General features: G+C 67.7%; 26 protein-coding genes and 1 riboswitch. Of the genes, 13 read left to right on the top strand and 13 right to left on the bottom strand.

The window, feature by feature from the left end; genetic code table 11:
* The first annotated feature begins 65 nt into the window (after positions 1 to 65).
* Entirely contained in the window at positions 66 to 704 is a 639-nt protein-coding gene (locus C9424_RS18435; RefSeq protein ID WP_116768314.1) for a hypothetical protein, read from the top strand.
* Positions 705 to 1176: 472 nt separating this feature from the next.
* Positions 1177 to 4647 carry a choice-of-anchor D domain-containing protein gene (locus tag C9424_RS18430; RefSeq protein ID WP_161958251.1) on the top strand — a complete coding sequence of 1157 codons (3471 nt, stop codon included), beginning with the start codon at positions 1177 to 1179 and terminating at the stop codon, positions 4645 to 4647.
* Between the two features lie 12 nt (positions 4648 to 4659).
* Here C9424_RS18430 and C9424_RS21490 read toward each other — a convergent pair whose 3' ends face one another.
* Positions 4660 to 7002 carry an alpha/beta fold hydrolase gene (locus C9424_RS21490; protein ID WP_272914161.1) on the bottom strand — a complete coding sequence of 781 codons (2343 nt, stop codon included), beginning with the start codon at positions 7000 to 7002 and terminating at the stop codon, positions 4660 to 4662.
* Positions 7003 to 7140: 138 nt separating this feature from the next.
* Here C9424_RS21490 and C9424_RS21985 point away from each other — a divergent pair, with 138 nt between their 5' ends.
* From C9424_RS21985 to C9424_RS18400, 5 genes are all read left to right on the top strand, one after another.
* The gene (locus C9424_RS21985) at positions 7141 to 7887 is read left to right on the top strand and encodes a TetR/AcrR family transcriptional regulator (RefSeq protein WP_116768349.1); all 747 of its coding nucleotides are present in this window, start codon (positions 7141 to 7143) and stop codon (positions 7885 to 7887) included.
* Positions 7888 to 7945: 58 nt separating this feature from the next.
* Entirely contained in the window at positions 7946 to 8947 is a 1002-nt protein-coding gene (locus tag C9424_RS18415; RefSeq protein WP_116768312.1) for a zinc-binding dehydrogenase, read from the top strand.
* Between the two features lie 164 nt (positions 8948 to 9111).
* Complete coding sequence (locus C9424_RS18410; RefSeq protein ID WP_161958249.1) at positions 9112 to 9540, top strand: nuclear transport factor 2 family protein; 429 nt, start codon at positions 9112 to 9114, stop codon at positions 9538 to 9540.
* Between the two features lie 85 nt (positions 9541 to 9625).
* On the top strand, positions 9626 to 10609 hold the full coding sequence (locus C9424_RS18405; protein ID WP_116768310.1) for a dienelactone hydrolase family protein: 984 nt from the start codon (positions 9626 to 9628) through the stop codon (positions 10607 to 10609).
* Positions 10610 to 10673: 64 nt separating this feature from the next.
* Positions 10674 to 11435, top strand: a complete 762-nt coding sequence (locus tag C9424_RS18400; RefSeq protein WP_116768309.1) for a glycoside hydrolase family 16 protein — start codon at positions 10674 to 10676, stop codon at positions 11433 to 11435.
* 30 nt (positions 11436 to 11465) lie between these two features.
* Here C9424_RS18400 and C9424_RS18395 read toward each other — a convergent pair whose 3' ends face one another.
* Positions 11466 to 11729, bottom strand: coding sequence for a hypothetical protein (locus tag C9424_RS18395; RefSeq protein WP_116768308.1), 264 nt, complete (start codon positions 11727 to 11729; stop codon positions 11466 to 11468).
* Positions 11730 to 12051: 322 nt separating this feature from the next.
* Here C9424_RS18395 and C9424_RS18390 point away from each other — a divergent pair, with 322 nt between their 5' ends.
* Positions 12052 to 12705 carry an aspartate/glutamate racemase family protein gene (locus C9424_RS18390; RefSeq protein ID WP_116768307.1) on the top strand — a complete coding sequence of 218 codons (654 nt, stop codon included), beginning with the start codon at positions 12052 to 12054 and terminating at the stop codon, positions 12703 to 12705.
* Between the two features lie 16 nt (positions 12706 to 12721).
* Here the strand turns inward: C9424_RS18390 and C9424_RS21980 are convergent, their stop codons facing one another.
* Together C9424_RS21980 and C9424_RS18380 are read right to left on the bottom strand one after the other, a co-directional pair.
* Complete coding sequence (locus C9424_RS21980; protein ID WP_237563554.1) at positions 12722 to 13885, bottom strand: glycoside hydrolase family 16 protein; 1164 nt, start codon at positions 13883 to 13885, stop codon at positions 12722 to 12724.
* A 209-nt stretch (positions 13886 to 14094) separates the two neighbouring features.
* Positions 14095 to 14742, bottom strand: a complete 648-nt coding sequence (locus tag C9424_RS18380; RefSeq protein WP_237563553.1) for a DUF4430 domain-containing protein — start codon at positions 14740 to 14742, stop codon at positions 14095 to 14097.
* Positions 14743 to 14836: 94 nt separating this feature from the next.
* On the opposite strand from C9424_RS18380, the gene C9424_RS18375 reads away from it, so the two are divergent.
* Entirely contained in the window at positions 14837 to 15577 is a 741-nt protein-coding gene (locus tag C9424_RS18375) for a DNA alkylation repair protein (RefSeq protein ID WP_116768305.1), read from the top strand.
* 21 nt (positions 15578 to 15598) lie between these two features.
* On the opposite strand, the gene C9424_RS18370 is transcribed toward C9424_RS18375, so the two are convergent.
* Genes C9424_RS18370 through C9424_RS18360 form a run of 3 tightly spaced genes read right to left on the bottom strand, consistent with a single transcriptional unit; the run spans position 15599 to position 17537 of the window.
* Positions 15599 to 16813 (bottom strand): cation:proton antiporter, encoded by a 1215-nt coding sequence (locus C9424_RS18370; RefSeq protein WP_116768304.1) that lies wholly within the window; start codon positions 16811 to 16813, stop codon positions 15599 to 15601.
* Entirely contained in the window at positions 16810 to 17247 is a 438-nt protein-coding gene (locus C9424_RS18365) for a hypothetical protein (RefSeq protein WP_116768303.1), read from the bottom strand. The genes C9424_RS18370 and C9424_RS18365 overlap by 4 nt, the downstream gene beginning before the upstream one ends.
* A gap of 44 nt (positions 17248 to 17291) precedes the next feature.
* Entirely contained in the window at positions 17292 to 17537 is a 246-nt protein-coding gene (locus C9424_RS18360) for a hypothetical protein (protein ID WP_116768302.1), read from the bottom strand.
* A 177-nt stretch (positions 17538 to 17714) separates the two neighbouring features.
* Positions 17715 to 17913: riboswitch (cyclic di-AMP (ydaO/yuaA leader) on the top strand.
* Positions 17914 to 17917: 4 nt separating this feature from the next.
* On the opposite strand from C9424_RS18360, the gene C9424_RS18355 reads away from it, so the two are divergent.
* Positions 17918 to 18592, top strand: a complete 675-nt coding sequence (locus C9424_RS18355) for a hypothetical protein (RefSeq protein ID WP_116768301.1) — start codon at positions 17918 to 17920, stop codon at positions 18590 to 18592.
* A 129-nt stretch (positions 18593 to 18721) separates the two neighbouring features.
* On the opposite strand, the gene C9424_RS18350 is transcribed toward C9424_RS18355, so the two are convergent.
* The 5 genes from C9424_RS18350 to C9424_RS18330 all read right to left on the bottom strand — a co-directional run bounded on the left by C9424_RS18350 (position 18722) and on the right by C9424_RS18330 (position 22575).
* Complete coding sequence (locus C9424_RS18350; RefSeq protein ID WP_116768300.1) at positions 18722 to 19729, bottom strand: sensor histidine kinase; 1008 nt, start codon at positions 19727 to 19729, stop codon at positions 18722 to 18724.
* Positions 19722 to 20396 carry a response regulator transcription factor gene (locus C9424_RS18345; RefSeq protein ID WP_116768299.1) on the bottom strand — a complete coding sequence of 225 codons (675 nt, stop codon included), beginning with the start codon at positions 20394 to 20396 and terminating at the stop codon, positions 19722 to 19724. Before C9424_RS18345 ends, C9424_RS18350 begins: the two co-directional genes overlap by 8 nt.
* A 5-nt stretch (positions 20397 to 20401) precedes the next feature.
* On the bottom strand, positions 20402 to 21133 hold the full coding sequence (locus C9424_RS18340) for a VTT domain-containing protein (protein WP_116768298.1): 732 nt from the start codon (positions 21131 to 21133) through the stop codon (positions 20402 to 20404).
* 3 nt (positions 21134 to 21136) lie between these two features.
* Entirely contained in the window at positions 21137 to 21907 is a 771-nt protein-coding gene (locus tag C9424_RS18335; RefSeq protein WP_237563552.1) for a phosphatase PAP2 family protein, read from the bottom strand.
* A 110-nt stretch (positions 21908 to 22017) separates the two neighbouring features.
* Complete coding sequence (locus C9424_RS18330) at positions 22018 to 22575, bottom strand: dihydrofolate reductase family protein (protein ID WP_116768297.1); 558 nt, start codon at positions 22573 to 22575, stop codon at positions 22018 to 22020.
* Positions 22576 to 22792: 217 nt separating this feature from the next.
* Between C9424_RS18330 and C9424_RS18325 the strand changes: the two genes are divergently transcribed.
* The 3 genes from C9424_RS18325 (at position 22793) to C9424_RS18315 (ending at position 25504) form a co-directional block, all read left to right on the top strand.
* A complete protein-coding gene (locus C9424_RS18325) occupies positions 22793 to 22990 on the top strand; it encodes a helix-turn-helix transcriptional regulator (RefSeq protein ID WP_091252213.1) in 198 nt (65 codons plus the stop codon).
* Entirely contained in the window at positions 22990 to 24195 is a 1206-nt protein-coding gene (locus C9424_RS18320) for a type II toxin-antitoxin system HipA family toxin (RefSeq protein WP_116768296.1), read from the top strand. The genes C9424_RS18325 and C9424_RS18320 overlap by 1 nt, the downstream gene beginning before the upstream one ends.
* 148 nt (positions 24196 to 24343) lie before the next feature.
* The gene (locus tag C9424_RS18315; protein WP_237563551.1) at positions 24344 to 25504 is read left to right on the top strand and encodes a serine hydrolase; all 1161 of its coding nucleotides are present in this window, start codon (positions 24344 to 24346) and stop codon (positions 25502 to 25504) included.
* Positions 25505 to 25517: 13 nt separating this feature from the next.
* On the opposite strand, the gene C9424_RS18310 is transcribed toward C9424_RS18315, so the two are convergent.
* Positions 25518 to 26411 (bottom strand): hypothetical protein, encoded by an 894-nt coding sequence (locus C9424_RS18310; RefSeq protein ID WP_237563550.1) that lies wholly within the window; start codon positions 26409 to 26411, stop codon positions 25518 to 25520.
* Positions 26412 to 26427: the final 16 nt, after the last annotated feature.

The raw sequence follows: 26427 nt of genomic DNA, 5'->3' as shown, positions 1-26427 counted from the left end.
CGCGCGGCGACATCTTCACAGCAGGAGCGTATCCTCGGCCTAACAGATTTGAAGGAGAACGCGTCATGGCTGACTGGCAGGACACCCTTCCGCTCTGGGCCGCCGCCTGGGCCGCCGTCCGCGGACAATCCTCAGCACCGGATGGCTCCGGAATCGTCACCGCACCGGACACGGAGCCGGCCCCTCCGGAGTACATCTTCGCCTGGCCCGGAACCGACGCGGACCGCGCCGCAGAGACCGTCCGCGAGCATCCGGGGGCGGTCCTCACGCTGGTCACCGCGGAGTCCGGGGACGCGTTGGACTACGCCGCAGCCCGGGGCCTGGAACCTGTAGACCACGCGGTGCTGCTCACTGCCCCCACGGCTGAGATGAACGCTGCTCCTGAATTACCCGAGAACGCCGAGCTGGCCCAGGCGCCCCTGGAGCGGTACGACGTCGTGGAAATATCCGTTTTCGACCACCCCGTTGCCGGCGGCCGTATCAGGATCGAGCAGGGCCTGGCCGTCATCGGCGGCCTGCAGACCCTTACGCCGGAATCCGCGAAGAGCCTTGAGCCGGCGGTTGTGGCGGCACTCGCGGACGAGGCCTATGTGCACGGCGCGGACACCCTCTACACAGTCCTCGCCCCGCACCGGGTGGCCGACTACACCGCCTCGGGATGGACCGTGGCCGCCCATATCGTCAACCTCAGCGCACCCGAATGAACGACCGCCATTGACGGCCCGAGCCGGCGAACCTTAGCCCTGACCTCCGAATCGGCGGGGCACATGATGAAACGACGAAAGCCGCTTCCACTGAGGTAGCGGCTTTCGTGCGTTGGGCGAGGATCCGGGCCCAGCAAGTAGGCATCCGGGTGGGCCCGCACGACGGGCAAGTAGCGCCCGCAAGAAAGCAAGAGTCACCCCGTGGAAGTCGAGTAGGCCTCACTCGCGCGCCGTTCCTGCCCGACTTCTAGGCTCCTGAGTACTGGGTTAATAAAGTCAATGTAGTGGTCAGAAACGGGTCTCAACCATGCATGATCAAACAGTACCTTCGGTGTTGTCCGGCCATTCCGCTGGCCGTCTGCGTGGTGGGCGAAGGGGCGAGGCGCCACATGCCCGGAAGGAACGGGCGGCGAGGCTCCTGGCAAAGCAGTCCGTGCACCGCCCGTGGTCCCGACACGCATGGGCCGCCCTCGTGTCGGCCTCGCTCACACTGGCCGGGCTGACCGTCAGCGAGATCGCCGCTGCGGACGTCGGGACAATCTCCACCGATTCGCTGCGGACAGGCTGGGATCGAGACGAGCCAGGGCTCTCGCCGTCGGCGGTCGCATCATCGAACTTCGGTAAACTGTTCTCTGCGACCGTGGACGGGCAGGTCTACGCCCAGCCCCTTGTGGTCGGCGGCACCGTGATCGCCGCGACGGAAAACAATGCCGTCTACGGACTGGATAGCGCCACGGGTGCGAAGAAGTGGACGCGCAAACTCGGGCCGGCGTGGCCGGTGTCGACCGTCAGTTGCGGTGACCTCACCCCCAATATCGGAATCACGTCGACGCCGGTCTATGACCCTGCCACGAAGAGCGTCTTCCTGCTGGCGAAGACAAACGACGGCGCAAGCAAACAGCTCCCGCACTGGTACATGCATTCCCTCGACGCGGTCACAGGAGCGGAGCGGCCCGGATTTCCCGTGACCATCGAAGGCGCCCCGACGAACGACCCCACCCGCCCGTTCAACCCCATGACCGCGATGCAGCGGCCCGGGCTGCTGCTCCTGAACGGCGTGGTCTACGCCGGATTCGCCAGCCACTGCGACTACACCCCGTTCGTCGGCTACGTCGTCGGTGTGTCGACGGCCGGGCGGCAGACGACGATGTGGGCGACCGAATCCGGCAACGCCAACGCGGAGGGCGGCATCTGGCAGTCCGGCGGCGGACTGGTGTCCGACGGCCCCGGCCAGATCCTGCTCACCACCGGCAACGGCATCTCGCCGAAGGCCGGCCCGGGCACGAAGCCTCCCACTACCCTGGCGGAGTCGCTGGTCCGGCTCCGCGTCGGCACCGACGGCAACCTGAAGCCCACCGACTTCTTCAGCCCGGCCGACAACGCGAAACTGAACCGCAACGACGCCGATCTGGGGTCCGGTGCGCCGGTCGGGATACCGGACGGCTACGGCACAGCGGCGCACCCGCACCTGATGGCGCAAATCGGCAAAGGCGGCCAGTTGTACCTGCTGGACCGCGACAATCTGGGCGGCATGGCGCAAGGGCCGGGGGGAACTGACGCCGTCCTCGACAAGGCCGGTCCGTACAGCGGAGTATGGGGAAAGCCCGCGTTTCTCGGGACCAGCACCGGCGGATACCTCTACGTCGTCGAGAGCAACGGGTATCTCCGGGCCTTCAAACTCGTGCCAGGCGCCACCGGCGGCGTCAGCCTCGCCGCCGTCGGCACCTCCGCCGGAACCTTCGGGTTCAGTTCCGGTTCCCCGGTGGTGACGTCCTCCGGTACGGACGGCTCGTCCGCCTTGGTCTGGGTGGTCTACGTCAGCGGAGGCACCGGGGCAGACGCGGAACTGCGCGCCTACCGTGCACTCCCGGATAACACCGGGAACCTCCAGGAAGTGTTCAGTGCCCCTCTGGGTACGGGGGCCAAGTTCTCCTCCGTGGCCACTGACAAAGGCCGTGTGTATGTAGGTACCCGGGACGGGCACGTCCTGGGCTTCGGCGCTCCGACAACATCAGCGGTCGGGGCGAAGGACACCGACCTCGGCCAGGTCAAGGTTGGTTCCTCGGTGACCGGAAGCGTGACGATCACGGCGTCGCGGGCGGTAACGATCAACTCCATCACCGCCGGTGCCCCGTTCAAGGTCGGCACCACGCTCACGCTGCCCCGGAAGCTGTCCAAAGGGGCCAGCATGACGGTTCCCGTGACCTTCTCGCCCACGGTCGCGGGACAGGCCGATGGCACGCTCACCGTCAAAACCGCCGACGGCGAGACCGACCTCCTCGGCGTCCACGGCGTCGGCACGAAGGAGGGCCTGGGCGCGACCCCGGCCCTGGTCCAGTTCACCGACGTACCCACCAAGACGGTCAGCCGGCAGACGGTCAACATCGTCAATACCGGAACGACCGTCGTCAAGATCACCGGCGTCACCTTGCCGGTCAACGCACAGCTCAGCGTCGACCCGGCCACGGTGCCTGCCGTGGGTCAGACGATCCAGCCCCTGGCGTCGGTGGCCGTATCCATGATGTTCAGTCCCACGACGGCGACGCCGGTCACCGACTCGCTCGTCGTCGCCAGTGACCGCGGCAAGGTGACAGTCAAGGTAACCGCGACCGCCGTCGAAGGAGCGGCGCACCTGCAAATGCCGCGCTCGCTGGACTTCGGTGACGTCCCGGTCGGGACCTCGGCCACACGGGCGTTCCAGATACAGAACACCGGCAACGTGCCCATGACCATCACCAAGGCGAAGGCGCCGCAGGGAGCCTTCTCGACCACCACACCCATTGCCGAGGGACTGAAGATTCCCGCGGGTGAATCCGCATACCAGAGCGTCACCTTCACGCCGTCGGCCTTCGGCCAGGCCGGGACGACGGACACTTACTATCTGATCACCGCCGACGACGGCCAGGGCGCGCTGAAGGTGATGCTCACCGGGAACGGCACCGACGACCCGATTGCGGCCTACGCGTGGAAGACCAACGCAGGACGTCCGGGGTCAATCCTCGGCCGCTCGCTGACCCTGGAATACGACGTTGCAGGAGGGAAATGCCAGGACTATTTCCGAGGGATGATCTGCTGGTCGCCCAAGACCGGCGCACACGCGGTGGTCGGCGAGATCAGCAGCCGGTTCAGGGCCGCCGGCGGCGCAGCGGGCATCCTGGGCTTCCCGACGACCGATGAGCAGCTTTCCCCGGACGGAGCAGGGAAGTACAGCAACTTCTCCGGTTCGGGCGGCGCCTCGATCTACTGGTCGCCGACAACCGGGGCGCACTATGTCCTGGGTGCGATCCGGGCCAAGTGGAGGGCGCTGGGGGCTGAAACAGGAGCTCTGGGCTATCCGATCACCGACGAGAAGGGCACCCCGGACGGGGTGGGGCGGTACAACCACTTCTCGGGCGCTGGCGGGGCATCGATCTACTGGACACCGACGACCAAGGCGCACTCGGTCACAGGTGCGATCCGGGCCAAGTGGGCGTCCCTGGGCTGGGAAACGGGCCTGGGCTATCCGACCACGGACACGACCGGTTCTGCGGACGGCGCGGGGCGCTTCAACCACTTCTCCGGGGCCGGCGGAAACTCGATCTTCTGGTCGCCGGCCACCGGGGCGCACTTTGTCCTGGGTTCGATCCGGGCCAAGTGGGCGTCCCTGGGCTGGGAAACCGGCGCGCTGGGCTACCCGATCACGGACGAGAAGGGCACCCCGGACAAGAAGGGGCGGTACAACCACTTCTCCGGTTCGAACGGTTCGTCGATCTACTGGTCGCCGGCGACCGGGGCGCACAATGTCCAGGGTGTGATCCGGGCCAAATGGGCATCCCTCGGCTGGGAGACGAGCCGGTTGGGCTATCCGACCAGCGACCAGTATTTGATTTCCACCGGTCGGGTGTCGGAATTTGAAAACGGCCGGCTTACCTGGAACTCGACCACCAAGAAAGTGATCGGTTAGCGGTCCGCGGCGTCAGTACAGGAACTCCCGGATCAGTCCGGCTGTCTCCCGGGCCCGTTCAATGTGTGGCATGTGTCCCGTCTGCTCGAACAGATGCGTTTGGGCCTCGGGCAACAATCTGCGGGCCTCGTCCAAGTGCCCGGCCGGCAGAATGAGATCGGAGTCGCCCCACAGGATCAGCACGGGCTTCCCTGCCGCGGCGACCTCGGCGATCAGGCGCGACCGCCACCTCGGCCGGATCCCCCTGAACGTGCCAAGATCGCAGGCCACTTCGCGGAAAGCCCGCATGGCGCCCCGCTGCGAACCGCGGGCCACGCTCGCGGCAATGCGCTCCTGCGAAACGAAGGAACGGTTCACAAAGAGCGCCCGCTCCGTCCGGTACGCGGCCTTCGGCGAGGGCCGCAGGAGCAGCCGGCCGAGCACGGGCACCGCGATCAGCCGCAGCGCCGGGGTCACGGTCGCGCCGAATCCGGCGCTGTTGATCAGCACGAGGCGGCGCACCTTCTCCGGGCGCAGCACCGACAAGCGCATCGCGACGGCGCCCCCGAGCGAGTTGCCGACGACGTCGACGGCCCCCAACTCCTCTTCAGCGTCCAGGGCGTCCAGGAACCGGGAGACCCACGCGGCCAGGACGTCGAGCGTGTGCCGTCCGCGCAACGCCGTCGAGCCGCCAAACCCGGCGAGATCCACGCTGATCACCCGATGGCCGGCCCCCAGCAGCGTGTGCTGCTCATCCCAGTCCGCAAGGCTCCGGCCGATGCCATGGAGCAACAGGACCGGGGACCCGGTACCGGTGTCGCGGTAGGAGACCGGGCGGCCGTCCACGGCGATGCTCCGCGGTGCCGCCAGCACCGGGTCCGCACTCACAACGCCGCCAACTTGCGGGGTTTCCTTGAACGAGGCGCTGCGCCGTGTCCACTGAACAGCACGTCCGCTGAACAGCAAGCCGTTGCCGTGCAGCCGGCTCAGCCGGAACATCCTGACGTCCCGGGGGTAGTTCTGGTGCAGCCGCCACGGCGCGTGCGCGCCTTGTTTTGGCATCTGGTCGATGCCGCGGCGGATGTAGCCGGAGGTAAGGTCGATCAGCGGCCTGAGTTCGCCGACGTCGGGCGGGGCCACCGGCGTCACAGTGGTGTGACCGCTCCGGTCAAGGTGGCGCAGGATCCGGGCCACGTAGTGCACCACGAGATCGATCTTGAGGGTCCAGGACGCGTTCGTGTAGCCGATCGCGAAGGCCAGGTTCGGCACGTCGGCCAGCATCATGCCCTGATAGGTGACCTTCGATGCCGGGTCCACCGGGACGCCGTCGACGCTGAGGGCCATGCCGCCGAAGAGCAGCAGATTCAGGCCGGTGGCCGTCACCACGACGTCGGCGGCCAGTTCCGCGCCGGAGGCAAGCCGGATCCCCGCCGGCGTGAGGGTCTCGATCGTGTCGGTAGCGACGTCGGCGCGGCCGGAGCGAATGGCCTTGAAGAGGTCGCCGTTCGGCACGATGCACAGCCGCTCGTCCCAGGGGTTGTACTTCGGCTGGAAGTGCTTCTCGACGTCGTAACCGTCGGGCAGGCGCTTCGTGACCTGGTGGCGCAGGATGCTCTTCATCTTTTCCGGACTCCGCCGGCTGATCTGGTAGCTCAGCAGCGCCCGCGCGATCCCCTTCCAACGCGAGACGACGCCGGCCAGGCGCCGGGGGACATGCCGGGATACGAGGGTGTCGAAACCGTCGTCGGTGTCCGGGAGGACGGCCATGTAGCCGGGGGAGCGCTGCAGCATGGTGACGTGCTCCGCGGTGGCTGCCAGCGCGGGAACGAGGGTGACGGCCGTGGCCCCGCTGCCGATCACGACGATCCGCTTGCCGGTCGCGTCGAAGTCCGCCGGCCAGTGCTGCGGGTGGATGATCTCGCCGGTGAAGCTGTCCTGGCCCGGGAACGTCGGGCTGTAGCCCTCGTCGTAGCGGTAGTAGCCCGAGCAGATGAAAAGGAACGAGCTCGTGAAGGTGACCGGCGCCTCGGCGCCGCGGCCGACCTCGACCGTCCACAACGAGGTTTCGGAGGACCAATCGGCCCTCACCACGCGGTGACCGTAGCGGATCAGGCGGTCAACGCCGTAGGCCGAAGCGGTTTCGCGCACGTACTGCAGGATGGACGCGCCCGGGGCGATCGACGTCGACGTCTCCCACGGACGGAACGGATAGCCGAGCGTGAACATGTCGCTGTCCGAGCGGACCCCCGGGTAGCGAAAGAGATCCCAGGTGCCGCCGCTGGATTCGCGGGCCTCGAGGATCGCCATCGATTTCGACGGAAACGCTGTGGTCAGGCGGCATGCAGCGCCGATGCCGGAGAGCCCGGCTCCGACGATGAGGACGTCGAGATGTTCGGCGATGATGGTGCTCCCTGATAGTTGCGCGGCCGATGGGTGCCGCCCCGATTTCCCGCAGTCTATGAACAGGGTGTTGATGAAGTCAACACCCTGTCGAGAGGGTGCTACGCTGACCGCATGAACCCAGCATCCGCCGCAGAAACTGCGCCGCCGTCGTCCGGACCGGCGGCGGCGAAGGCCGCGCCCGACGACGCCGCACAGGGCGTTCCGAACCGGGGACGCCGGGCGGCCAGGCCGTCCGGCGACGAACGCCAGCGGGCCATCCTGGTCGCGGCCGAGCGGCTGCTCGGCGAAAAGGACTTTGCGGACGTCACGATCGACGACCTCGCCCGGGGCGCCGGCATCTCCCGTCCGACGTTTTACTTCTATTTCGCTTCGAAGCAGGCTGTTCTGCTGACCCTCCTGGACCAGGTGGCGCACGAGGCCGAGAAGCGCACGGCCGATGTCTTCAGCGACCTCAGCGCGGCACCGTCGGCCGCCTGGCGGAAGGCAATCGAAGCCTTCGCCGGGACGTTCGCGGCGCATCGGGGGGTCTCGGTGGCCGCTGCGGCCGCGCGTTCCTCGGAACCCGAACTCGCTGCCGAGTGGGCCACGCTGACGAACCGCTGGATCGACGCCACAGCGGCGGCGATCGGTGCTGAACGCGACCGTGGCGCTTCACCCGCCGGACCGGAGCCGCGGCTGCTCGCCAGCGCGCTCAATCTGCTCAACGAGCGCGTCATCACGGCGGCGCTGACCGGGCTCGAGCCGACGGGACCGGCGCTTCGGGCACCAGCCCTCCCGGGCGCCGTTGAGGACACCATTGAGACCTTGCTCCACATCTGGCTCACCAGCATCTACGGAGCGGTGCCGGCTGACCCTTAGGAATGCCTACGCCTGAGGAAACTCCACTCACGCACTGCCGCTTTTCGAAGGAGAGATCATGCTCGCAGGCCGACTCGACGTTGGGACCGCCACGTTCGCGGTTGAGGACGTACCGGAGCCTGAGGCCGGCCCCGGACAGGTACGGATCGCCGTCGCCGCGGCCGGCGTCTGCCTCTCTGACGTCCACCTCATCGAAGGAATGCTCAAGCCGCAGTACCTCCGCGGCGATACCGTGACCCTCGGGCACGAAGTCGCCGGGGTGATCGACCAGCTCGGCGACGGCGTGGAGGGGTTGCGGCTCGGCCAACGGGTGCTCCTCCAGGCCGGCGAGGAGCGCGGCGGCACCGTTCTGACCCGCGGCGTGGACTACGACGGCGGATGGGCGGAGTACGCAGTCGCTTCGGCCGGAACTGTTGTTCCGCTGCCGGACAGCCTCCCCTTTGAACAGGCCTGCTTCATCCCCGACGCCGTTTCGACGCCGTGGGCGGCCATCACCTCGACGGCCAGGATCCAGCCGGGCAAGCCGGCCGGGATCTGGGGTGTGGGCGGTCTCGGTGCCCACGCGGTGCAGCTGCTCCGGCTCGTGGGCGCCGCTCCGATCATCGCCGTCGACCCGCTCGAAGCGGCCCGCGCCCGGGCCCTCGAGTTCGGCGCCGACGTCGCCCTTGACCCCAACGACGCCGGATTCACCGCCGCCATGAGGGCGGCGACGCGCGGCCGCGGACTCGCCACGGCGTTCGACTTCGCCGGGGTGCCGGCCGTCAGGGAGCAGGCGGCGGGATCGCTGGGCGCCGGCGGAAAGATGGTGCTCGTGGGTCTGGCGGATCAACCCCTGAACGTGAGCAACGGGACGCTCTTCAGCTACCTCCGGCAGCAGATTCTCGGGCACTACGGTTCGGCCCCCGCCGACGTGGCCGATCTCGTCTCGCTCTACGAGCTGGGCCGGATCGAGTTCTCCCGCTCCGTGAGCCGCATCATGCCGCTCGCCGACGCCGCCGAAGCCGTGCGGATGCTCAGCGAGAAGGACGGCAACCCGATTCGGATCGTGCTCAAGCCATAGCGGCTTCCGGTGACGTGGCGGTCTGGAAGCGGGAAGTCCCGGGGCGTAGATTGAAGCTCGGGGCACGCCGATTTCCGGGCACAGTCCCGACCAACAACGAGGCAGGGCACAAAGCCGCGCACGAGCATATGCGCAAGCCCCCTGCCGCGGGGAGGAGCGATCACATGAGCGAAGTCATCCAACGCCTGCTGGCTGCGATGAATGCCCACGACCTCGAGGCAGCAGCCGCGTTGTTCCATGAGTCCTACAAGAGCGTGCAACCGGCCCACCCGGCCAGGGCCTTCGTGGGAAGGCGGCAGATGCACGCCAACTGGGCAGCGATGTTCGCTGGCATTCCGGATTTTCACGCCGAGGTGATCAGTTCGGCGGACCACGGCAACACCGCGTGGAGCGAATGGACCTGGGCCGGCACCCGCAGCGACGGACGGCCCTTCGACATGCGTGGTGTGACGATCTTCGAGGTCGAGGACGGCCTCATAACAGGCGGACGGCTGTACATGGAAGAGCTTGAACGAGAAAACGTGGGGATCGCCGAGACGGTGCAGTCGTTGGCGGGGCGCCGGCCGGATCAGCCCGCGCGGCCCGCGGACTGATAGGGCTGGCCTCATGACGAGCCGCATCACTTGCCGGGAGTCGGCCTTCGGAGGAGGATGAACGGCAAAGTCCAGGAGGTCCACCATGATCCAGCTTGGCAAGTTTGAGAAGTATCTGATTGAGGAATTCTTCGACGACTACCGCGCCGGCGCCATGAGCCAACGCACGTTCACGCGCCGGGTGGCGTTCATTACAGGCAGCATGGCGACAGCCTCGGCAGCGATGCTCCTGGTCGGCTGCACGCCCGACGAAGTTCCGCGCAGCACGGACCCCATGCCGACGCCGGCTACGTCATCGGCCGGGCCGGGGCAAGGGACACGTGCGTCGTCCGCGGGTGCGGTACCGGGCGCCAAGAGTCCGTTGTCCGTCCCCGAGGGGGCGGCCGGACTCACGACGGCGACGGTGCGTTTCACCGCTGGCGGCACCGATATCAGCGGCTACCTTGCGCGGCCGGATCATGGACCGGCCGGCCCGGCCGTGCTGGTCTGCCACGAGAACCGCGGGCTGACCCCGCATATCCAGGATGTGGCGCGCCGCTTCGCCAAGGCCGGGTATGCGGCACTGGCCCTGGACCTGCTAAGCCGGGAAGGCGGAACGGCGAGCATGGACCCGGACGCCGTCCCGGGAGCGCTGATCCGGGCCGGAGCCCGGCGCCACGTCTCCGACTTCGCCGCGGCCTTCGATTATCTGGGAGCCCAGGACTTCGTCGACCAGGGCCGGATCGCCATGAACGGTTTCTGCTTTGGCGGGGGAATCACCTGGCAGGCGGCGACGGCGCTCCCCGGTTTGAAGGCTACATCCGCGTTCTACGGACCCGCGCCCGATCTGGACAAGGTGGCGGCCATCAAGGCGGCCGTCTTTGGTGTCTACGCCGAACTGGACCAGCGGATCACCGGCGCCATGCCGGCGCTCCGGGATGCCCTGGCCAAAACCGAGGTCCGGCATGAGCTCAAGGTCTATCCCGGCGTGGACCACGCATTCCACAATGACACGGGGGAGCGTTACAACCAGGAGCAGGCCACCGCCGCGTGGAACGACACCCTGGCCTGGTTCAGCAAGTATGTCTGAGGGCATGGTTGCCTCAGCCGGTCATCATTCCAGACTCCAGCTATCGCAGACACCAGGAGGCCCGATGTTGGCAAAGCGCACGGTTGCGGTATTGACCGCGGCAGGCACGTTGGCCCTGAGCGGGTGCGGCGCCGCGCCCGCCCTCGAGCGGTCGGCCGCCGTGACGGCAGTATCCGACGGGATCCAAGCCGCCGTCGTCCGTGGCTGGGGGCCGGTGGTGGCGGGCGATGAGTTCAGCTACGCCGGGGCCCCGGACCCCGCTAAATGGAAGGTCTACGACGGCCCCGGGCACGCGGGCAAGGGGATCCGGAGTCCGAAGGCCTGGGCGGTAGGCGGCGGCGTGGTGACCGTCAGCGGCAACGCTGCGGGGACCACGGGCGGCATGTCCGCAACGTTTGCCCAGCAGAAGTACGGCCGCTGGGAAGCGCGGATGAGGACCAATGCGCGGGACACGCAATACCATCCCGTCGTGATGCTGTGGCCGAACAACAACATATCGCCCACCTGCGCCGAAGTTGACTATGCGGAAGGCACCGCGGACACCACCAAGATCAAGTTCAACCTGCACCACGCGTGCAGCGGCCCGAACTTCCAGACCCGGGCCGCACGGACCATGGACACGACCCAGTGGCACAACTATGCCGTGGAGTGGACTCCCGCCGGGATCACCGGATACCTGGACGGGCTGCTGTGGTTCAGCGACACGAACCCGGCGCATCAGCCCACCGTGGGGATGCACCAATCCGTGCAGCTTGACTGGTTCCCTAACGGGAATCCCACCCATCCGAGCCAGATGCAGGTCGACTGGATCCGCGTCTACAAGTGAGGTCCCGTACGTGAGCCGGTGAAGCCGCGCTTACTCTCCGACGGCAGCCTTCAAGGCGGCAAGGTGTTCCACCAGCGCCCGTTCCGGGTGTCCGGGATGGGCGTCAAGCTGCCGGCGGAGCAGTTCCCGGGCCCGGTCGTGCTCCGGCGTGGTGTCGGCGAGCACGGCTTCGATGATTCTGGCGGCCTGATGTCGGATTCCGGCCGCACCTGCGGCATGCTCTGCGCCGAATGCCAGGTCATCGCGATCCTGGTCTTCCTGCAGTCCTGGAGTGGACGACGGCTCCACCGACATGGGCTATTCCTTTGGTCAATGTTCCGGCTGAGCCCGGAACCGGTGTTCCGACTTCCCCCCATCCCGGGTATGGGACCCGGATCCGAAGGCGGACCACCGAGACACACCATACAACGGCGCCGGACGCGCTTGCCCAGTGCTGGCGAAGTTTTTGCCAAGCTGATGCACAAGTTACGGCGTCGGGGCCTTGAGCGGCCCCGCATCCGCGATCACCACGTCCAAAATGCCGGCAGCGCGTGCATTGGTCATCTCCCCGAAAACACATGGAAATACTCGCCGGGTAGCCTCGCAGCAAGGTATCCGTTCGGAAAGGTAGTGCGCCATGCGTGTTGGACTGATCCGGGTAATGACGACGTCGGACCGCCGCCTGCTCCACGCCCACGGCAAACTCCTGCAGGAAGCATTCGGATTCACCGTCACCTCCCGCTGTATTCCGGACCAGCCGTCCGGCGTCTACGATCAGGCGTCGCTTGAGTCTGCGGCTCCCAAGGTGGTCCAGTTGGCGCAGGAAATGGCCGGGGAGGCCGACGCCCTGATTATCAGTTGCACGTCGGACCCGGGGCTGGCCGCAACCCGGGCGGCCGTGGATATCCCGGTCATCGGGGCAGGAGCCGCAGCCGCGGCCGCCGCGCTGACGTTCGGCGGAAGGATCGGGGTCCTGGGATTGGGCGCCCATGTGCCGGGCCCGATCGCGGAGTCGCTGGGCGACCGCATGCTGCTCATTGACGGCGAAGGGCGGCTCGAAACGCCCGATGCGTTCCTGATGCCCGCCGGGATTTTCGATGCCCTCGCCGCGGCCCACATGCTGGTTGATGCCGGCGCCGACGTCATTGTCCAGGCGAGCACGGGCCTGAGCAGCATCGGCATGGCGGACGTGCTCCGCCGCCGGCTCGGGGTGCCGGTCATCGACGCCGTGACGGCGGCCGGCTCCATGCTCGTCTCAGCGGTGTTTGCCCGCGAAGTCCAGAAGGTTTGAAGCCGGCGACCGAGGCCTACTTGTAGACGCGGACCCAGTCGACCTGCATCTGTGAAGGCTTGGTGGCTGATCCGTCAGGGAACCAGTCCAACTGCAGCGTCTGGTGCATGCCCACGGAGGGCAGGTGCGCCGGGTTCGTGTCGGAGAAGGTCTTCACGCCGTCGATGTAGCCGGTGATGCCGCCAGGAGTCCACTCGACGGCGTAGTTATGCCACTGGGTGGTGTCGATGGTCGTGGCCGCCGTGGTCTGGAAGTTCGAGCCGCTGCAGGCATAGTGCAGGAAGAACTTGATCTGGGCGGTGTTGGTGCTGCCCTCGGCGTAGTCGATCTCGGCGCAGTTGGGGGAGGTGTTGTTGTTCGGCCACAGGATCAGCACAGGATGGTACTTCGGGTCCCGGGCGTTGGTCCGCATGCGGGTCTCCCACTTGCCGTACTTTTGCTGCGCAAATTTGGCCGACATGCCGCCCGTGGTGCCGGCCGAGTTACCGCTGACTGTGGCCACGCCGTTGGCAACTGACCATGCCTGCGGGCTGCGCAGGCCCTTTCCGGCATGTCCGGTTCCGTTGAAGACGCTCCACTTGGTGGAGTCCGGGGCGCCCGTGTTGGAGAACTCGTCGCCCGCGACAACCGCACCCCAGCCCCGGGCCGTGGCGGCCTGCGAACCGTCGCCGGTGGCGGCGACGGCGGCTTGGGCGGAAACGGGCGCGGCGGCCGGCGCGACCGACGTCGAACCCGCGGCGGCTGCCGCCGGAGCGGCACCCCCTGCGGCCGGATCGACCGGTGCGGCTGCGGGTGTGGCGGGGACTGCCGGCGCCGCCACGATTCCGGGATCTGCCGCTGTAGTGGCCGACCCGCCGACCGGCTTCAGCGCAGACCCGGTGGCCGGCGCCTTAGTCGCTGCGGCCGCCGACGGCGTCGACGCCACGGCAGGATGTGAGGCCTCGCTGGCCGGGGAAAGGGCTGCGGCTCCTGCCGTGGGAGCAGCGCCGCACCCGGTCAGGGACAGCGCGCCCATGGTCAGCGCAATGGCGATTTTGTTGAAGTGTGTCGTCTTGAACTGTGCTTCTTTGGACGGTGCATCTTTGGACGGTGATTTCGTGAACAACGGACCCCTCCGGGCTTGGTGACTGGCGCACACAACCGTCGCTGCCAGGGCGGCGGCCAGTGCGGGAAGCTTCATCCGGCCCCTGCCGCAAGGGCACGGGCGAGCAGACGCCGAACGGCGCAACCGGGCCCGGCAAGGGGCAGTCCGGGGCCCTGCGTTCGGGCCAGGCCTTCGCGGCCAGTCGCCTACGTTACTGGATCGTTACCTTGGCCCGCAAACCTGCGCTTGTCGCCGCAAGTGCCGGAGTCGGCCGGCTTGATCCGATGCGGCGGCCTTGCGCCCCCTCATTCTCCAGACGGAAATTCGTAGGCGGCCGGGATCTTTGCCGGGGGAGTGCCGTAGCTCAGGACGATCTCGTCGTGTGCCTTCAACGGGAGGTCCCGGATGCCGGCGTCGTACTTCTGGCCGTTCACGTAGAGGGTCCAGCCGTCCAGCGGTCCCGCCCCGGTGCCCGGGGCGCCGCTGCCTCCGAGGACGCCCCATTCCGTGAAGAGCTGCCCGAGGGTGAAGACCTGGCCGGCTGTGGGGGACTCGATGTGGACCACGCCGGTGGTGTCGTGGGTGTGGAGCGCGGAGATGCCGTTGGCCCTGTTGTCCGGGCCGGCCGTGATGCCGATGTTGGCCGGCACAGCTACGGCCTTGCCGTCCTTCAGAACGTCCAGATGCGCATGGTAGTGGTCCACGTTCCCCTCGGCTGTCAGCACCGAGAGACCGGCCTGGGCGATCCGTCCGGGAGCCCCTGCGATGTCGAGGCCAAAATCGGCGGCGGAGGCTGTGGAGGTCGTCGGCGCCGCCGACGTGGCAGGCACCTCGGGGGACGGCCCGGAAGCAGCACACGACGCCACCCCCAACGTCACGGCGGAGAGTGCGACGGCAAGTGCCAGCTTGGGGTGCCTGGTGGTGGTGTGCATGGCTGCGAGAACCGCTTTCAATCGGAAACTTGTCCCAATCAGTCTAGGTAGGCGCAGCCGGCAGGGCACGATTACGCGTTTTCCCGCCCGCGCGCCGAGGGGAAAGAATGGACCTGTGAGTGATGCTGGCGATTTCATTGACCTCGCGCTGCAGCGGGAAGGTTCCTGGAGCCGTGCGGAGGCGCTGCGGTACGGGCTGGGAAAGAATCCGGGGGGCGGTGGCCTCGGTTTCTACGGCGCCTCCGTGGGTGCCGTGCGCGGGACCGTCCGGGATGCCGGCCGCCGGTATTCCGGACTCGCGCATGATGAGATCACGGCTCTGAGTTCCGAACTCTGGGCGGTGCCGGTCTTCGAGCGCCGCCTCGCAGCGGTCGTGCTGCTGCAGGACAACGTGAAGCTGTTGACCAACTCGGATCTCACCCGGCTGGAGGGCTTCATCCGGGAGGCTCGGCTGCCGGACCTCGTGGATCCGCTCGCCGTCGACGTCGTCGGGCCGCTCGTGCACGGTCTGGACGTCCTGGGCAGGGTGCGGGCCGACAGCGTGCTGGACCGGTGGGTGCGCGAGCCCGATCCCTGGCTGCGCCGGGCCGCGCTTCTTTCGCCGCTGATGGCGTTGCGCGCCGGCGCCGGGGATTGGGACAGGTTCGTCCGCCACGCGCGCGCGGTGCTCGGCGGGGACGCGGCGGGTTTCACATTTGACTCCGACACGGAGGCCGACGGCGCCACAACCGACCGCGCCACAGCCGACCGTGACACAGCCGACGACGCCGCGGCGGTGCGGGACGCCGTAACGCGGGTCCTGGCGGAAATGGCCAAGAGGAGACCCGAGCTACAGTTCACGCCCGTCGGAAGGTGACGTTCCCTTACTCGATCCCGTTCAGTGCTTCGGAGCGCTTGGATCGCCTGGATCACCTTGGCCGGCGGTGCTGCCGGCTTCGTTTGACCCGCCGCCGGCCTTCGCGGGCAGTGCGAACCTCTTGGCTGCCCGTGACCCGGCCACGGCGCTCGCGGCGATGGTGATCAACGCCCCCATCAGCAGGGCTGCTGCCTCGCCGGGAAACAGAACGTCAAGCTGCGTGCCGATGCTCGCAGCTGCCACCGGCACGCCGAGCTGGGCCGCCGACAACACGCCGAGCGGCAGGGGGAGCCCCAGGAACGCCAAACCGGCGTGTGCCAGCAACGTTCCGGCTCCCAGTGCCAGACCGAGCGCAATCATGTCCGGATGCCCGGCCAGGTCCTTGAGCGTCAGGGATGCGCCCAGCCAGACAAAGAACAGCGGGCCCAGGAAGCCGTCGCTGAGGGCAAAAAGTTGCCGGGCCAGCCGCCTCGGCTCGCCGACGGCCGCCACCACCAGGCCGAAGGAAAAGCCCGCCATCATCACGGACACGTTGCCGAAAGTCGCGACACCGGCCAAGGCAAACAGCACCGCCAACTGGATCCTCAGCTCCAGGGCAAACTTGCGGTTCTCCGAGAGCCGGTGCACGTGGCCGCGGATTCCCGTGCTCTCCAGCCAGCGGAGTATAAAAAAGAGCGCCGCAGCGCAGCCCGCTACGGTGAGCACGGTCAGGGCCGCCCGGCCCGCGTGCGGCGGATCCACCAGGAGCGGCAGCGCCACAATGCAGGCTATGTCAGCGATCGCCACCTGGGCGGTCATGGAAACGACGTCGGGTCCGCCGAGGCGCAGAGAATCGACGATCGGGAGGACCAGTGCGGCCGACGAGGACGCCAGCAGCACGACGTAGAGGGGAGCATGTCCAGTCCCGAAGAGCAGGCCGATGCCGGCTCCGACGACCACTGCCGCCGCTGCGGCCGCTGCGGCCCGGCGCGTGCCTTTGCCGAGGGCGGAGCGGATTTGGGGATCCCTCACGGGAACATGGGTTCCGGCCACGAACATCATCAGCGCAAACCCGATGTTGGCCAGGAAGCTGAACGTCGGATCTGCCGGGTTCACCAGGCCCAGGCCCGTCCGTCCGATCGCGATCCCGGCCAGCAGTTCGCCCAGTACCACCGGCAGCCGCCAGTGCACCGGCAGTGCCAGCAGGGGACCAGCCAGGGCGACGACGGCGATCAGCGCCAGGGTCAGGAAGGTCATGGCTCGAGACTGCGGGACGGCCCCGGGCCAATCGGGGCAACAAGCTTCACCGGAATGTCGGTGTTCTCGTCCGTGAGGTAGGAAGCGCAGACCCGGTGATAGCCGTCGGCAATCTGGGCCGCGACTCCGGCGTCGAGGTCCCCGCGGACCAGGAGGACGGGAGAGAGCGGACGGCCGTCGGCAATCTTGGCCAGGTCGGAGGCCACATGGGGGTTGTCCCGGGTCAGGAGCGGCAGGCCCGAGGCCCGCAGGATGTCTTTGGCCACGTGATGGGTTAACGGCGCCAGGCGCAACGACTCCACGATGGCGGCGGCCCTGGCGTCATCGGTGAGCAGCGAGAGATAACGAGCGGCGGCCGGATAGTCGTGTTCCTCGGGATCCCCGCGCCACAACACCTGCTGGCCCTCATGGCCCTTGTCCGAATCCTTTGTCATGGAATGAGACTAGTCCCGTGGACGGTGCGGCGCGCCTACGTTCCTTACCGCCGTTCCACCACCGCGTAGGCCTTGCCGTCCAGGAAGGCCCAGTCGTTGACAACCATGAACCCGAGGGCGTCCACCCGGTCGTTCAGGACGTGTTCGTCGAAGCCGCCGTCCCGTGGCTCCGCATCCCATGTGGACACATGGACGTCCGGGCCGTCCAGGATCAGCAGTTCGGTGTTGACGTCGAAATCCTCCTGGGGCTGGTTGCTCAACTGGCAGATGGCGACACAGTGGCTGTTCATTTCGGGCCTCCGCTTCCAAGGTGGTGCTGATGGCATCATCTTATGGTCGAAAAGCTGCACCGCCCTATGGGCAACTGCCAGACCGCACCGTGGCGGCCGTTACCTGAATGTGACATTCGCCTGCGGTTCGCGCTACGGTGGATAAGTGCCTGTTGTCTCCGATACGGGCGCTCCCCAGCCGATTGCCTAACTCTGCCGCGGCCCGGGGGTAACTCGCACCAACGACCGGCAGAGACGGGGAAACCACTTTTGGCCTGCTGATACGCAGGCCTTGGGGTGAAGCCGCACAGTGCCCGCAACGACGGGCCCCGGAGTGCGGCCGGGTGACTCCCATCCGAATCCGACAGCTCACCTCGCAGGCATTGGGAGAGGCTACATCCATGTCTTCAATCAATACTTTTGCGCGCCATGCCGCCGTCCTCGCCGCCGCATCCGGCCTGGTTCTTACCAGCGGAATGGCCGCCAACGCAGCCCCGGCACCCGTGCAGCGGGACGCCGCCCCGGCCTCCGCCGCGGACGTCAAGGGACTTCTCAGCGCGCCCGTCAGCGCCGATTCAAGCGTCAAGATCAGCTTCGACCGCCCCGCAGTAAGCTCTGTCGCCGTGCCGGTCATCGAACAGCCCAAGCCCGTTGCCGCTGCTTCCGCAGCAGCACCGGCGGCAGCACCCAAGGCAGCCGCGGCGCCGTCCGTACAGGTGCAGGCAGTTCCGGCGGCCGCCCCGGCCGCGGCTCCCGCCGGTGGCCGCAACGCCATCATGCTTTCTGCCGCGTACAGCCAGCTGGGCATCACCCAGGACTGCACCGCGATGGTGGAAAAGGCCCTTGGCGCGGCCGGTAAGCCCGTCGGCGACATCGGGCCCCGGGCCTTCCTCGGCCTCGGAACCGTTGTGGCGGCCCCGCAGCCCGGTGACATGGTGGTCCAGTCCGGCCACGTCGGCATCTACGCCGGCAACGGCCAGGTGATCAGCGGCGGCATGAACGGCGCCAACCAAACGATCGTGCACCCGCTGTCCTGGCTCACCGCGACCGGCGGCGTGACCTTCGTCCGCGCCTAAACCCCGCAGGGGCCAGGCGGCCCCTCCCGGGGCCACCCAATCCGGAAAGACCGGCGATCGATTTTCCCTTGGGGGCAAGCGATCGCCGGTCTTTCCCTTACCCGGATTCTCACGGATTCCCCCGGTTTTTCAGTCAATTTCGCCCGCGGCGAGCGGAAGCGTCATCTTCATGACCGTGCCGGCGTCGCCGGTGGAGGCAACCTCGACGGCGCCTCCGGCAGCCACGGCGATCTCCCGGACCAGGGCCAAGCCGATGCCAAAGCTCCGTTGTCCCTGTGTTCCGCCGGTGCTGGCGGTCCGCACGAAGCGGTCAAAGATCCGGGCCTGGTCCACTCCGGTGATCCCGGTCCCTGTGTCCGCCACGGTGATGACCGCGCGGTTCTGCTCGATCGCCGTCGTGATGGTCACACGGCCGCCCGGCGGGGTGTGGGAGAGGGCGTTGTCCGCCAGAGCCAGGACGGCGCGGCGCAAGGCGTTGGCGTCGATCCTGGCCAGCGGTCGGGCAACGGCGGAGAAGTCCAGGCGCACGTCCCGTTGCTCCGCGACCAGCCGGAGGCTTTCGGCGACGCCGGAGGCGGTGTCGGCGAGGTCAACAGGCGCTGCCGAGCGGTCAGGGGCGTCGGTGGTGGCCGCGAGGAGCAGTTCGTTGACGATCCCGGTCAGCGTTGCCGCGTCCTCCCGGATCCGGGCCAGGTCCTGGGCCTGTTTGGAGCCGGGCTCGGTGTTGCGCTGGGCAAGCTGGATCCGGGTGTCCAGGATGGTCAAGGGAGTGCGCAGTTCATGGCTGGCGTCCTGGACGAAGCGCCGCTGCCGGGCCAGGGCGTCCCCGAGGGGGCGGATGGCGCTGCGCGCGCTGAGCCATCCGACGATGCCCGCCAGCACGATTCCCGCGACCCCGGCGATGAGCATGGCTTCGAGCACGTCCCGGGAATCCAGGTAGGCGTAGGCGGTCCCGGCCGATGCCGAACGCGGAACTTCAGGATGGGCCAGCTGGTTGACGAGGTACAGCGCCGTGGCGGCGAGGAGTCCGAGGACCATGACCGCGCAGGCGGCGCTGATCCGCAAGGCGACTTTGAGGGAGGCCTTGCGCAGTGTGGAGTGGTCCGGGGTTTCGCCGGCGCCCCCGCCGTTACTCATGGGCATCGCCGATCTGGTAGCCGACGCCGTGCACGGTGCGGATGACGGCCTTGGAGATCTTCCGGCGCAAGTGGTGGACGTAGGTATCGATCACCCCGGGCTGGTCGGAGGCATGGAAGTGCGCTGAGAGGAGTTCGTCCCGGGTGAAGACCCGGTCAGGTTCCGCGGCCAGGGCTGCCAGCAGCTGTCCTTCCTTTGCGGTCAGCGACACCGTGTGCCCGTAGACCGACCGGATCGAGCGCTGCGCCGGGTCCAACTCCCAGTCCCCGATGCTCAGCGGTGCCGGCACGGCGGCATAGGTGCGCGTCAGTGCGCGCAGTCGTGCCGCCAGTTCGCCGGCGTCGAACGGTTTGGTCACGTAGTCGTTGGCGCCGGCGTCCAGACCCCTGACTTTCTCCTCTGCGTCGCCCAGCGCGGTCAGGATCAGGATGGGCGTGCCGATGCCTTTGGACCGCAAGGCCGCGATGAGGGCGATGCCGTCCATCACGGGCAGACCGCGGTCGATCACCATGACGTCCCAGGCCTCGGTCAGCCCCACGTGCAGGCCGTCACGACCGTTGGTGACCAGCCGGACGTGGTAATCCGGGTACAGCAGCTCGGCGATGAGCGGTCCCAGGGCGGCGTCGTCCTCGACGAGCAGCAGGGACGGCCGGTCAGCGGTTGTCATGTCAGCTATTCTTCCGTGACCATTTCCCGGGCCGGCAGTCCCTCCCCGGTTTCCGCCTCCGTGTCGCCGGCCGCCGCCCCCGCGCGCCGGCTGGTGCGGCGGCGCCTGAGGAACTGCACGATACCCGGCACGACGGAGAGCAGGACCATGCCCACGGCGATGACATCGATGTTTTTGGCGACGATGTCAAAGTGTCCCAGCCAGGTGCCCAGCATCGTCACGGAGATTGCCCACGCCGCCGCGCCGGTGATGTTCCAGAGGATGAAGGACTTGTACTCATAGCGTGCGATCCCCGCACTGAGCGGCGCAAAGGTCCTGACCATGGGGACGAAGCGCGCGAGCACGACGGCGGCGCCGCCGTGCCGCCGGAAGAAGTCTTCCGTGGTGGTCAGGTGGGCCGTCTTCAGGATCCGGGCATCGTCCTTGAACCATCGCCGGCCGAAAGTGCGGCCCAGCATGTACCCTACCTGGTCCCCGACGACGGCGGCCGCGGTGACGACGCCGATCAGCACCGGCAGCGTCAGGTGCAGCTGCTGGTGCAGGAGCCCGGCGGTGAAGAGCAGCGAGTCTCCGGGCAGGAAGGGAAAGAGCACGCCGGACTCGATGAAGACCATGAGCGCGATGACGCCCAGGGCTCCCGGGCCCAGACCGGCGAGCAGGCTTGCCGGATCCAGCAGCGACGGTGACCCGGCGGCCTGCGCGGCCGGAAGGAGGGCTGAAATGTCCACGGTGTGCAGGGGTTACTTCCTCTCAGATGCCGGCTCAGAGGCCAGCGGGCGGGCGATGGCACGGGCAGGTAGCCGGTCCGCGATCTTCGGCGCGGCAACGTTCCAGAGCCCGGTGAGCATCACCACGGCTGCGCTCGCAGCCAGGAATGATGCCGTGACGTCGGAGGGGTAGTGGACGCCGATGTACAGCCTGGACCACGCCACGATGAGCGCCATCGCCGCGGCCGCGAAGGCCGTTACCTTGGCCCAGCGGGTCCCGCGGGCCAGGAAATACAGCGCGAAACCGAGGGCGACGGCAAAGGACACGTGGCCGCTCGGGAAGCTGTTGGAGCCGGTTTCCGGTGCCAAAGGATCGAACAGCAGCGCGGGGTTCGGCCGCTGGCGGGCCACGAGGATCTTGAAGAATTCGCTGGCCACCCAGCCGGACACTGCCACCAGGCCGAATGCTATCGCCTTGACCAGTCCGCCGCGGAACAGCCAGATGCAGAGGGCGACGGCAGCGATCAGCGCGACGCCGGCCACCGGGCCAAACACGACGTTCAGTATCATCGCGACGGCGGTCAGGGCCGCGGCGTGATGCTGGCTGAGGTCCTGATCGACGCCGAGCTCGGTGGCGCTGAAGCCCGGCGTCAGCTGCGCCGCCAGGCCGAGAGCCAGGACGGCGGCGGAGAGGAGGAGGCCCAGCAGCAACCAGTGGCGGACCTGGGGGAGGGCCAGCAGCTGCGGCCGCGCGGCGGTACGACCTAGTGCTGTATCGCGTTCAACAGGGGCGGGTCCAGTCATGGGATCCTCCGACTCGGGACAAGGGCGCCAGGTTGGCGCCGGTTTCCACTCTTCCGCGAGGCAATTAAGAAACGCTTAAGAAGTGCCGCCCGGACGTTCCGCAGGGCTGATTACGCGGCGTAGCGCAGCAGGGTCACTCCGTTGCCGAAGGTCCGGGTCTCCAATAGCCGGAGCCGGACCGTTTTGTCCCCAGGCTTGAACAGGGGACTACCCCGTCCTACGAGAACCGGATGGACGTACAGCCAGTATTCGTCGATCAGTCCGAGCCGCCGGAAAGTGTCCGCGAGATTCGCTCCGCCAAGGGCCAGGTCGCCGCCCGGCTGCGACTTCAGCGCCAGGACTTCTTCGGCCACGACCTCCGGCACCACAGTGGTGTTCCAGCCGGCTGTCGTCAGCGTCCGGGAATACACGATCTTGGGCATCTCCCGCCAGATGTGGGCGAACTCGGCCATCGGGGCGCTGACATCAGGGTCGGCGTCCGCCGTCGGCCAGAACTCCGCCATCAGCTCGTAGGTGACGCGGCCGTCCAGGAAGGCGCCCATGGCGGCGAGCTGCTCGTTGAAGTGGCGGTGCAGTTCGTCGTCGACCATGTGCCAGTTCAGGTCCCGGTCCGGGCCCTCAAAGAACCCGTCCAAGGACACCTGCATGGCCATAACGATTTTCCGCATCGGGCGCTCCTTGCGTTTTTTCCAGCGTACCCCGGCAGAATCCTGCCGGTTGGGGGTTTCGGTCATGTCCAGCCCCCGCCCCACCGCCGATCCGGCAGGATCTTGCCGAATTGCAGCCGCTGAGGCAGGATGGGAGCCACGACTCGCCCAAGCGGCAGCATCCTGCCTCTTCAGGTGCGGGAAATACGTGCGGGGAATACGGGAGGCAGGCGCGGCTATGAGTGATGTTTTGTCAGTGGCTGCGGGCATCCGGAGCGCCCGCAAGGACGCTGGAATCACGCAGGAGGACCTGGCCCACCTGGCGGGAACTTCGGTGCGCACCGTCCGGGCCATCGAGACGGGAAGCGGCAACCCGTCGCTGCAGGCCGTCATCGCCGTCAGCAATGTCCTGGGCCTGCATCTGACGGTGCAGTGATGGGGGTCCTGGCGCCGGGGGACCTGCAGGACCTGAAGTTCGTCCGGTCCGCGGACGTATATAAGAGCGGCATTTTGGCCGGACACCTGAGCCGGACCGATTCCGGCGCGGTGAGGTTCGACTATCTCCCGGACTATCTCACGTCCGGCCTGCCTCCCGTGGCTGTCTCCCTCCCGCTGTCCGCGGCAGCGGTGGAGAGCACTGCCGGGGCGTTGCCGGCGTTTTTCGCCGGACTCCTGCCGGAGGGGCACCGGCTCACGGTCTTGAAGAACGCGACCAAGACCAGCTTCGACGACGAACTCACCCTCCTGCTTGCCGTGGGGGCGGACGTGCCGGGGGATGTTCAGGTGGTCCCCGCGGGTGCCCCTCCGGCGGAACCGCCCAGCCTGGCCGACACGTCCCGGCCGGAGGAACTCGACTTTTCCGTGCTGGCCAACACGGTGGACCTGCACGGCCTGCCGGGGGTCCAGCGGAAGACCAGCGCCTCGATGCTGACGACGCCGCTCGCCCTGCGCGGGCACCGCTACGTGCTCAAACTGGACCCGCCGGAACATCCGCATCTGGTGGTCAACGAGGCCGCTCATTTGCGCGCCGCGAAGTCGCTGAAGATCCCTGTGGCCAAGAGCCGGGTCATCGCGGACCGGAACGGCCTCCCCGGTCTGCTGGTGGAACGGTTCGACCGCGTCAGGAATCCGGCCGGCGACTGGATCCGGCTTCCCCTGGAGGACGGCACCCAGGTGCTGGGACTGCCCCCGGCGGCGAAGTACGGCGTCAGCTCGGAGCAGGTGGCAGCGGCCCTGGCCGGGATCTGCAAGGCACCGGTGGTCGCGAGCCGCAACCTCTACCTGCAGTTTGTCTTTGCCTGGCTGACCGGCAACGGTGACCTCCATGCCAAGAACCTGGCCGTCCTCGGGGACGGACCGGGACGCACCATCGCCCCGGTCTTCGACGTCCCGTGCACCCTCCTCTACGGCGACGAAACCCTCGCGCTGCCCGTCTCGGGGAAGACCAGGAACCTCAAGGCGAGGCACTGGGCAGAGTTCGCCGCCACGCTGGGCCTTCCGCCGAGAGCGGCGGCCTCGGCCAACAGGACCGCGCTCGCCGCCGCAGGCACCGTCAGGCTGGAGGACCTGCCGTTCACCGGGTCGCCGCTGCGCGGTGCGCAGCGGGAACTGGGATTTCGACGGCGGGAGCTCACCGGCTGATCGCAGCTTTTCCCACGGCCAGGCCCTTGCGCGGGGTCAGGGGAGGGTGCAGAATTCAGGGACTTTAGTGCCCCACAGCGGCCAGTCGCCGTCCGAGGGAGAAACATGCCTGCGAACGTTTTCGAACAGATGCCCCGGGGAATTCCGCATGACTGAGCCGGCGCGCCATTACGGGTCCGGCGGGCACCGGGCCGCCGACGGGTCGAAGCCCGGGCCCTGGCCCCTCGCCTGGCGGGTGGGAAGGATCCGGCCGCAGTACCTGACGGCGGCCGCCGTCGCAGTCGCCCTGGCGATGACCGGCAGCGTCTACGCGAGCGGCCAGGCGGGGCTGCCGGGGATCCCGGATGAGCCCGCGGCCGCTGCGGCTTCCGGTAGCGCCGTCACGGCCCCGCTCACGGCGCAGGCATCGCCGGCAGTCACTGACGCCAGCCAAGCGGCCGCGCCGGAAGCTACCGTGCCGGAAACTACCGGGCCGGAAACCACTGCTCCGACCATCCCCGCCTCGTCCGCGACTGCCGCCCCCACTGTCACGCCGCCCGCGGCCTCCGGTACTGCCGCTCCCTCCGTCACGACGCCTCCGGAAATCGCCGGCGAGCCCGTCGCTGCCGTCACGGTCCCGACGATCACTCCCGAACTGGGCAGCCGGATCAACGCGATCATCGCGGCCAACAGCGCGTATGCACTGGGGGTGTCGTTGATCGATGTCTCGGACGGCGTGGTCCACGGCTACGGGGTCGAGGGCAATTTTGTGGCCGCCAGTACAGCCAAGATCCTTGCCGCGTCGGCCTATTACCACCTCGTCGAGACCGGCCGCGCCTCGCTGAGTGCCCCGTTGGGCGCCTCGACGGCCGGGGCCCAGATCCGCCAGATGGTTCAGCAGAGCAATAACGATTCATGGCTCCTGATACTTCGGGCTGTCGGTCAGCAGCGGATGACGGCTTACGCCGCGTCAATCGGGATCGGCTACGACTTCACGGTGAACCTGCTGACCCCGGAGGAGATGGCGCGGACCCTCTACCTGCTCTACACGGGGCAGCTGCTCAATGCGCGCAACACGGCCCAGTTGTTGTCCTACATGCAGAACACCAACTACGAGACCCTGATCCCGCCCGCGGTTCCGCCCGGCATAGGGGTTCACCACAAGTACGGGCTGCTGTTCGGAAACCTGCATGATGCCAGTGTCCTCAACAAGGACGGCCGCGCCTTCGTGTTCGTCGTGTACACGCGCGGCCGCGACTACTCGGACATGGGCCCCCGTACGGCGATCATTCAGCAGCTCACCCGGACGGTGACCGCCGCGTTGTTCTGAGCAATGACGGCTGTTAGGAACCGGCACAGGCCCTTTCGGTGGTGCCGTAGACGTCAGGACTGACCGTATAGCCGTGGCGATCCTGGGCCAGCGCACGCTTGTTGACGGCGGCCAGGGCGGCCGCATCAAGCATCGTGGTCGAGACGAGGTTGAGGAACTCCTGGCTGTCCCCGCTGGACGCCGTGACTTTGAAGCTCCCCACGCCGGCGCGGTAGTACTTTTGCTGGTGGCCGACAGATGCCCCGTCCAGCGGGTTGAATTCGTCGATCTTCAGGATATTGGCTTTCCGGCTGACCACCTGGGCGCAGTCCAGGAAACCAATCGAGGGCGCTGACGCCTGCGTATAGGGTCCAAATCCTTTTGCGGGGTGCGCCAACATGGCGATGCCTGCCCGTGCCTTGTCGACTCCCGAGATGAACGTGTTCGGAGCGCCGGTAAACTTTCCGGCGTCGAACTCCTCCGGGTACTCACCCAGGAGCCAGACGGCTCCCTTTTCGGTCTGAGCGAAGAAGGCCAGTTCGGATTCCCCAAGGACTCCGTCCGAGTAATCGCGGTCCCACAGGACCACCGTGCGGACTCCGTCGATCTCCTTTGTCAGTCCCGTCACGATCGACACCACGCGGTGCGTGTGGACCTCCGGCGGACTCGTGGTGAGGTCCGTGACGGTGCCGGTGAACTCGGAGCGGGTTCCCGGCTTCATGGGAAGCCAGGTGTTGTCCACCGTAGGCTCGTGGGGGAAGCTTCCGGCGTTGAAGTCGGGCAGCGAACCCGGGCCGCAGTCTGTCGCGGTCGCGGTCGAGGCGCGGGCCGGCGCGGGGCCGGTGCCGGCCTCCGCTGCACCAGCCGTGAAGAGTGACAGCGGTAACGCCACGAGGCAACTGACTACGGCTATGTTCTTGTGCAACATCGGACATTCCTTTGCG

Source organism: Arthrobacter sp. H-02-3, from assembly GCF_003097355.1.
Classification (GTDB): Bacteria; Actinomycetota; Actinomycetes; order Actinomycetales; family Micrococcaceae; genus Arthrobacter; species Arthrobacter humicola.
The sequence above is the reverse complement of the archived record's forward strand: the minus strand, read 5'-3'. Positions and strand labels throughout refer to the sequence as shown.

What these genes read in the sequence shown, in the direction of transcription:
- C9424_RS18435 (WP_116768314.1), top strand. Translation starts at nt 66, where the DNA reads ATGGCTGACTGGCAGGACACCCTTCCGCTCTGGGCCGCCGCCTGGGCC.
- C9424_RS21985 (WP_116768349.1), top strand. Translation starts at nt 7,141, where the DNA reads ATGAACCCAGCATCCGCCGCAGAAACTGCGCCGCCGTCGTCCGGACCG.
- C9424_RS18415 (WP_116768312.1), top strand. Translation starts at nt 7,946, where the DNA reads ATGCTCGCAGGCCGACTCGACGTTGGGACCGCCACGTTCGCGGTTGAG.
- C9424_RS18410 (WP_161958249.1), top strand. Translation starts at nt 9,112, where the DNA reads ATGAGCGAAGTCATCCAACGCCTGCTGGCTGCGATGAATGCCCACGAC.
- C9424_RS18405 (WP_116768310.1), top strand. Translation starts at nt 9,626, where the DNA reads ATGATCCAGCTTGGCAAGTTTGAGAAGTATCTGATTGAGGAATTCTTC.
- C9424_RS18400 (WP_116768309.1), top strand. Translation starts at nt 10,674, where the DNA reads ATGTTGGCAAAGCGCACGGTTGCGGTATTGACCGCGGCAGGCACGTTG.
- C9424_RS18395 (WP_116768308.1), bottom strand. Translation starts at nt 11,729, where the DNA reads ATGTCGGTGGAGCCGTCGTCCACTCCAGGACTGCAGGAAGACCAGGAT.
- C9424_RS18390 (WP_116768307.1), top strand. Translation starts at nt 12,052, where the DNA reads ATGCGTGTTGGACTGATCCGGGTAATGACGACGTCGGACCGCCGCCTG.
- C9424_RS21980 (WP_237563554.1), bottom strand. Translation starts at nt 13,885, where the DNA reads ATGAAGCTTCCCGCACTGGCCGCCGCCCTGGCAGCGACGGTTGTGTGC.
- C9424_RS18370 (WP_116768304.1), bottom strand. Translation starts at nt 16,813, where the DNA reads ATGACCTTCCTGACCCTGGCGCTGATCGCCGTCGTCGCCCTGGCTGGT.
- C9424_RS18365 (WP_116768303.1), bottom strand. Translation starts at nt 17,247, where the DNA reads ATGACAAAGGATTCGGACAAGGGCCATGAGGGCCAGCAGGTGTTGTGG.
- C9424_RS18360 (WP_116768302.1), bottom strand. Translation starts at nt 17,537, where the DNA reads ATGAACAGCCACTGTGTCGCCATCTGCCAGTTGAGCAACCAGCCCCAG.
- C9424_RS18355 (WP_116768301.1), top strand. Translation starts at nt 17,918, where the DNA reads ATGTCTTCAATCAATACTTTTGCGCGCCATGCCGCCGTCCTCGCCGCC.
- C9424_RS18350 (WP_116768300.1), bottom strand. Translation starts at nt 19,729, where the DNA reads ATGAGTAACGGCGGGGGCGCCGGCGAAACCCCGGACCACTCCACACTG.
- C9424_RS18345 (WP_116768299.1), bottom strand. Translation starts at nt 20,396, where the DNA reads ATGACAACCGCTGACCGGCCGTCCCTGCTGCTCGTCGAGGACGACGCC.
- C9424_RS18335 (WP_237563552.1), bottom strand. Translation starts at nt 21,907, where the DNA reads ATGACTGGACCCGCCCCTGTTGAACGCGATACAGCACTAGGTCGTACC.
- C9424_RS18330 (WP_116768297.1), bottom strand. Translation starts at nt 22,575, where the DNA reads ATGCGGAAAATCGTTATGGCCATGCAGGTGTCCTTGGACGGGTTCTTT.
- C9424_RS18325 (WP_091252213.1), top strand. Translation starts at nt 22,793, where the DNA reads ATGAGTGATGTTTTGTCAGTGGCTGCGGGCATCCGGAGCGCCCGCAAG.
- C9424_RS18320 (WP_116768296.1), top strand. Translation starts at nt 22,990, where the DNA reads ATGGGGGTCCTGGCGCCGGGGGACCTGCAGGACCTGAAGTTCGTCCGG.
- C9424_RS18315 (WP_237563551.1), top strand. Translation starts at nt 24,344, where the DNA reads ATGACTGAGCCGGCGCGCCATTACGGGTCCGGCGGGCACCGGGCCGCC.
- C9424_RS18310 (WP_237563550.1), bottom strand. Translation starts at nt 26,411, where the DNA reads ATGTTGCACAAGAACATAGCCGTAGTCAGTTGCCTCGTGGCGTTACCG.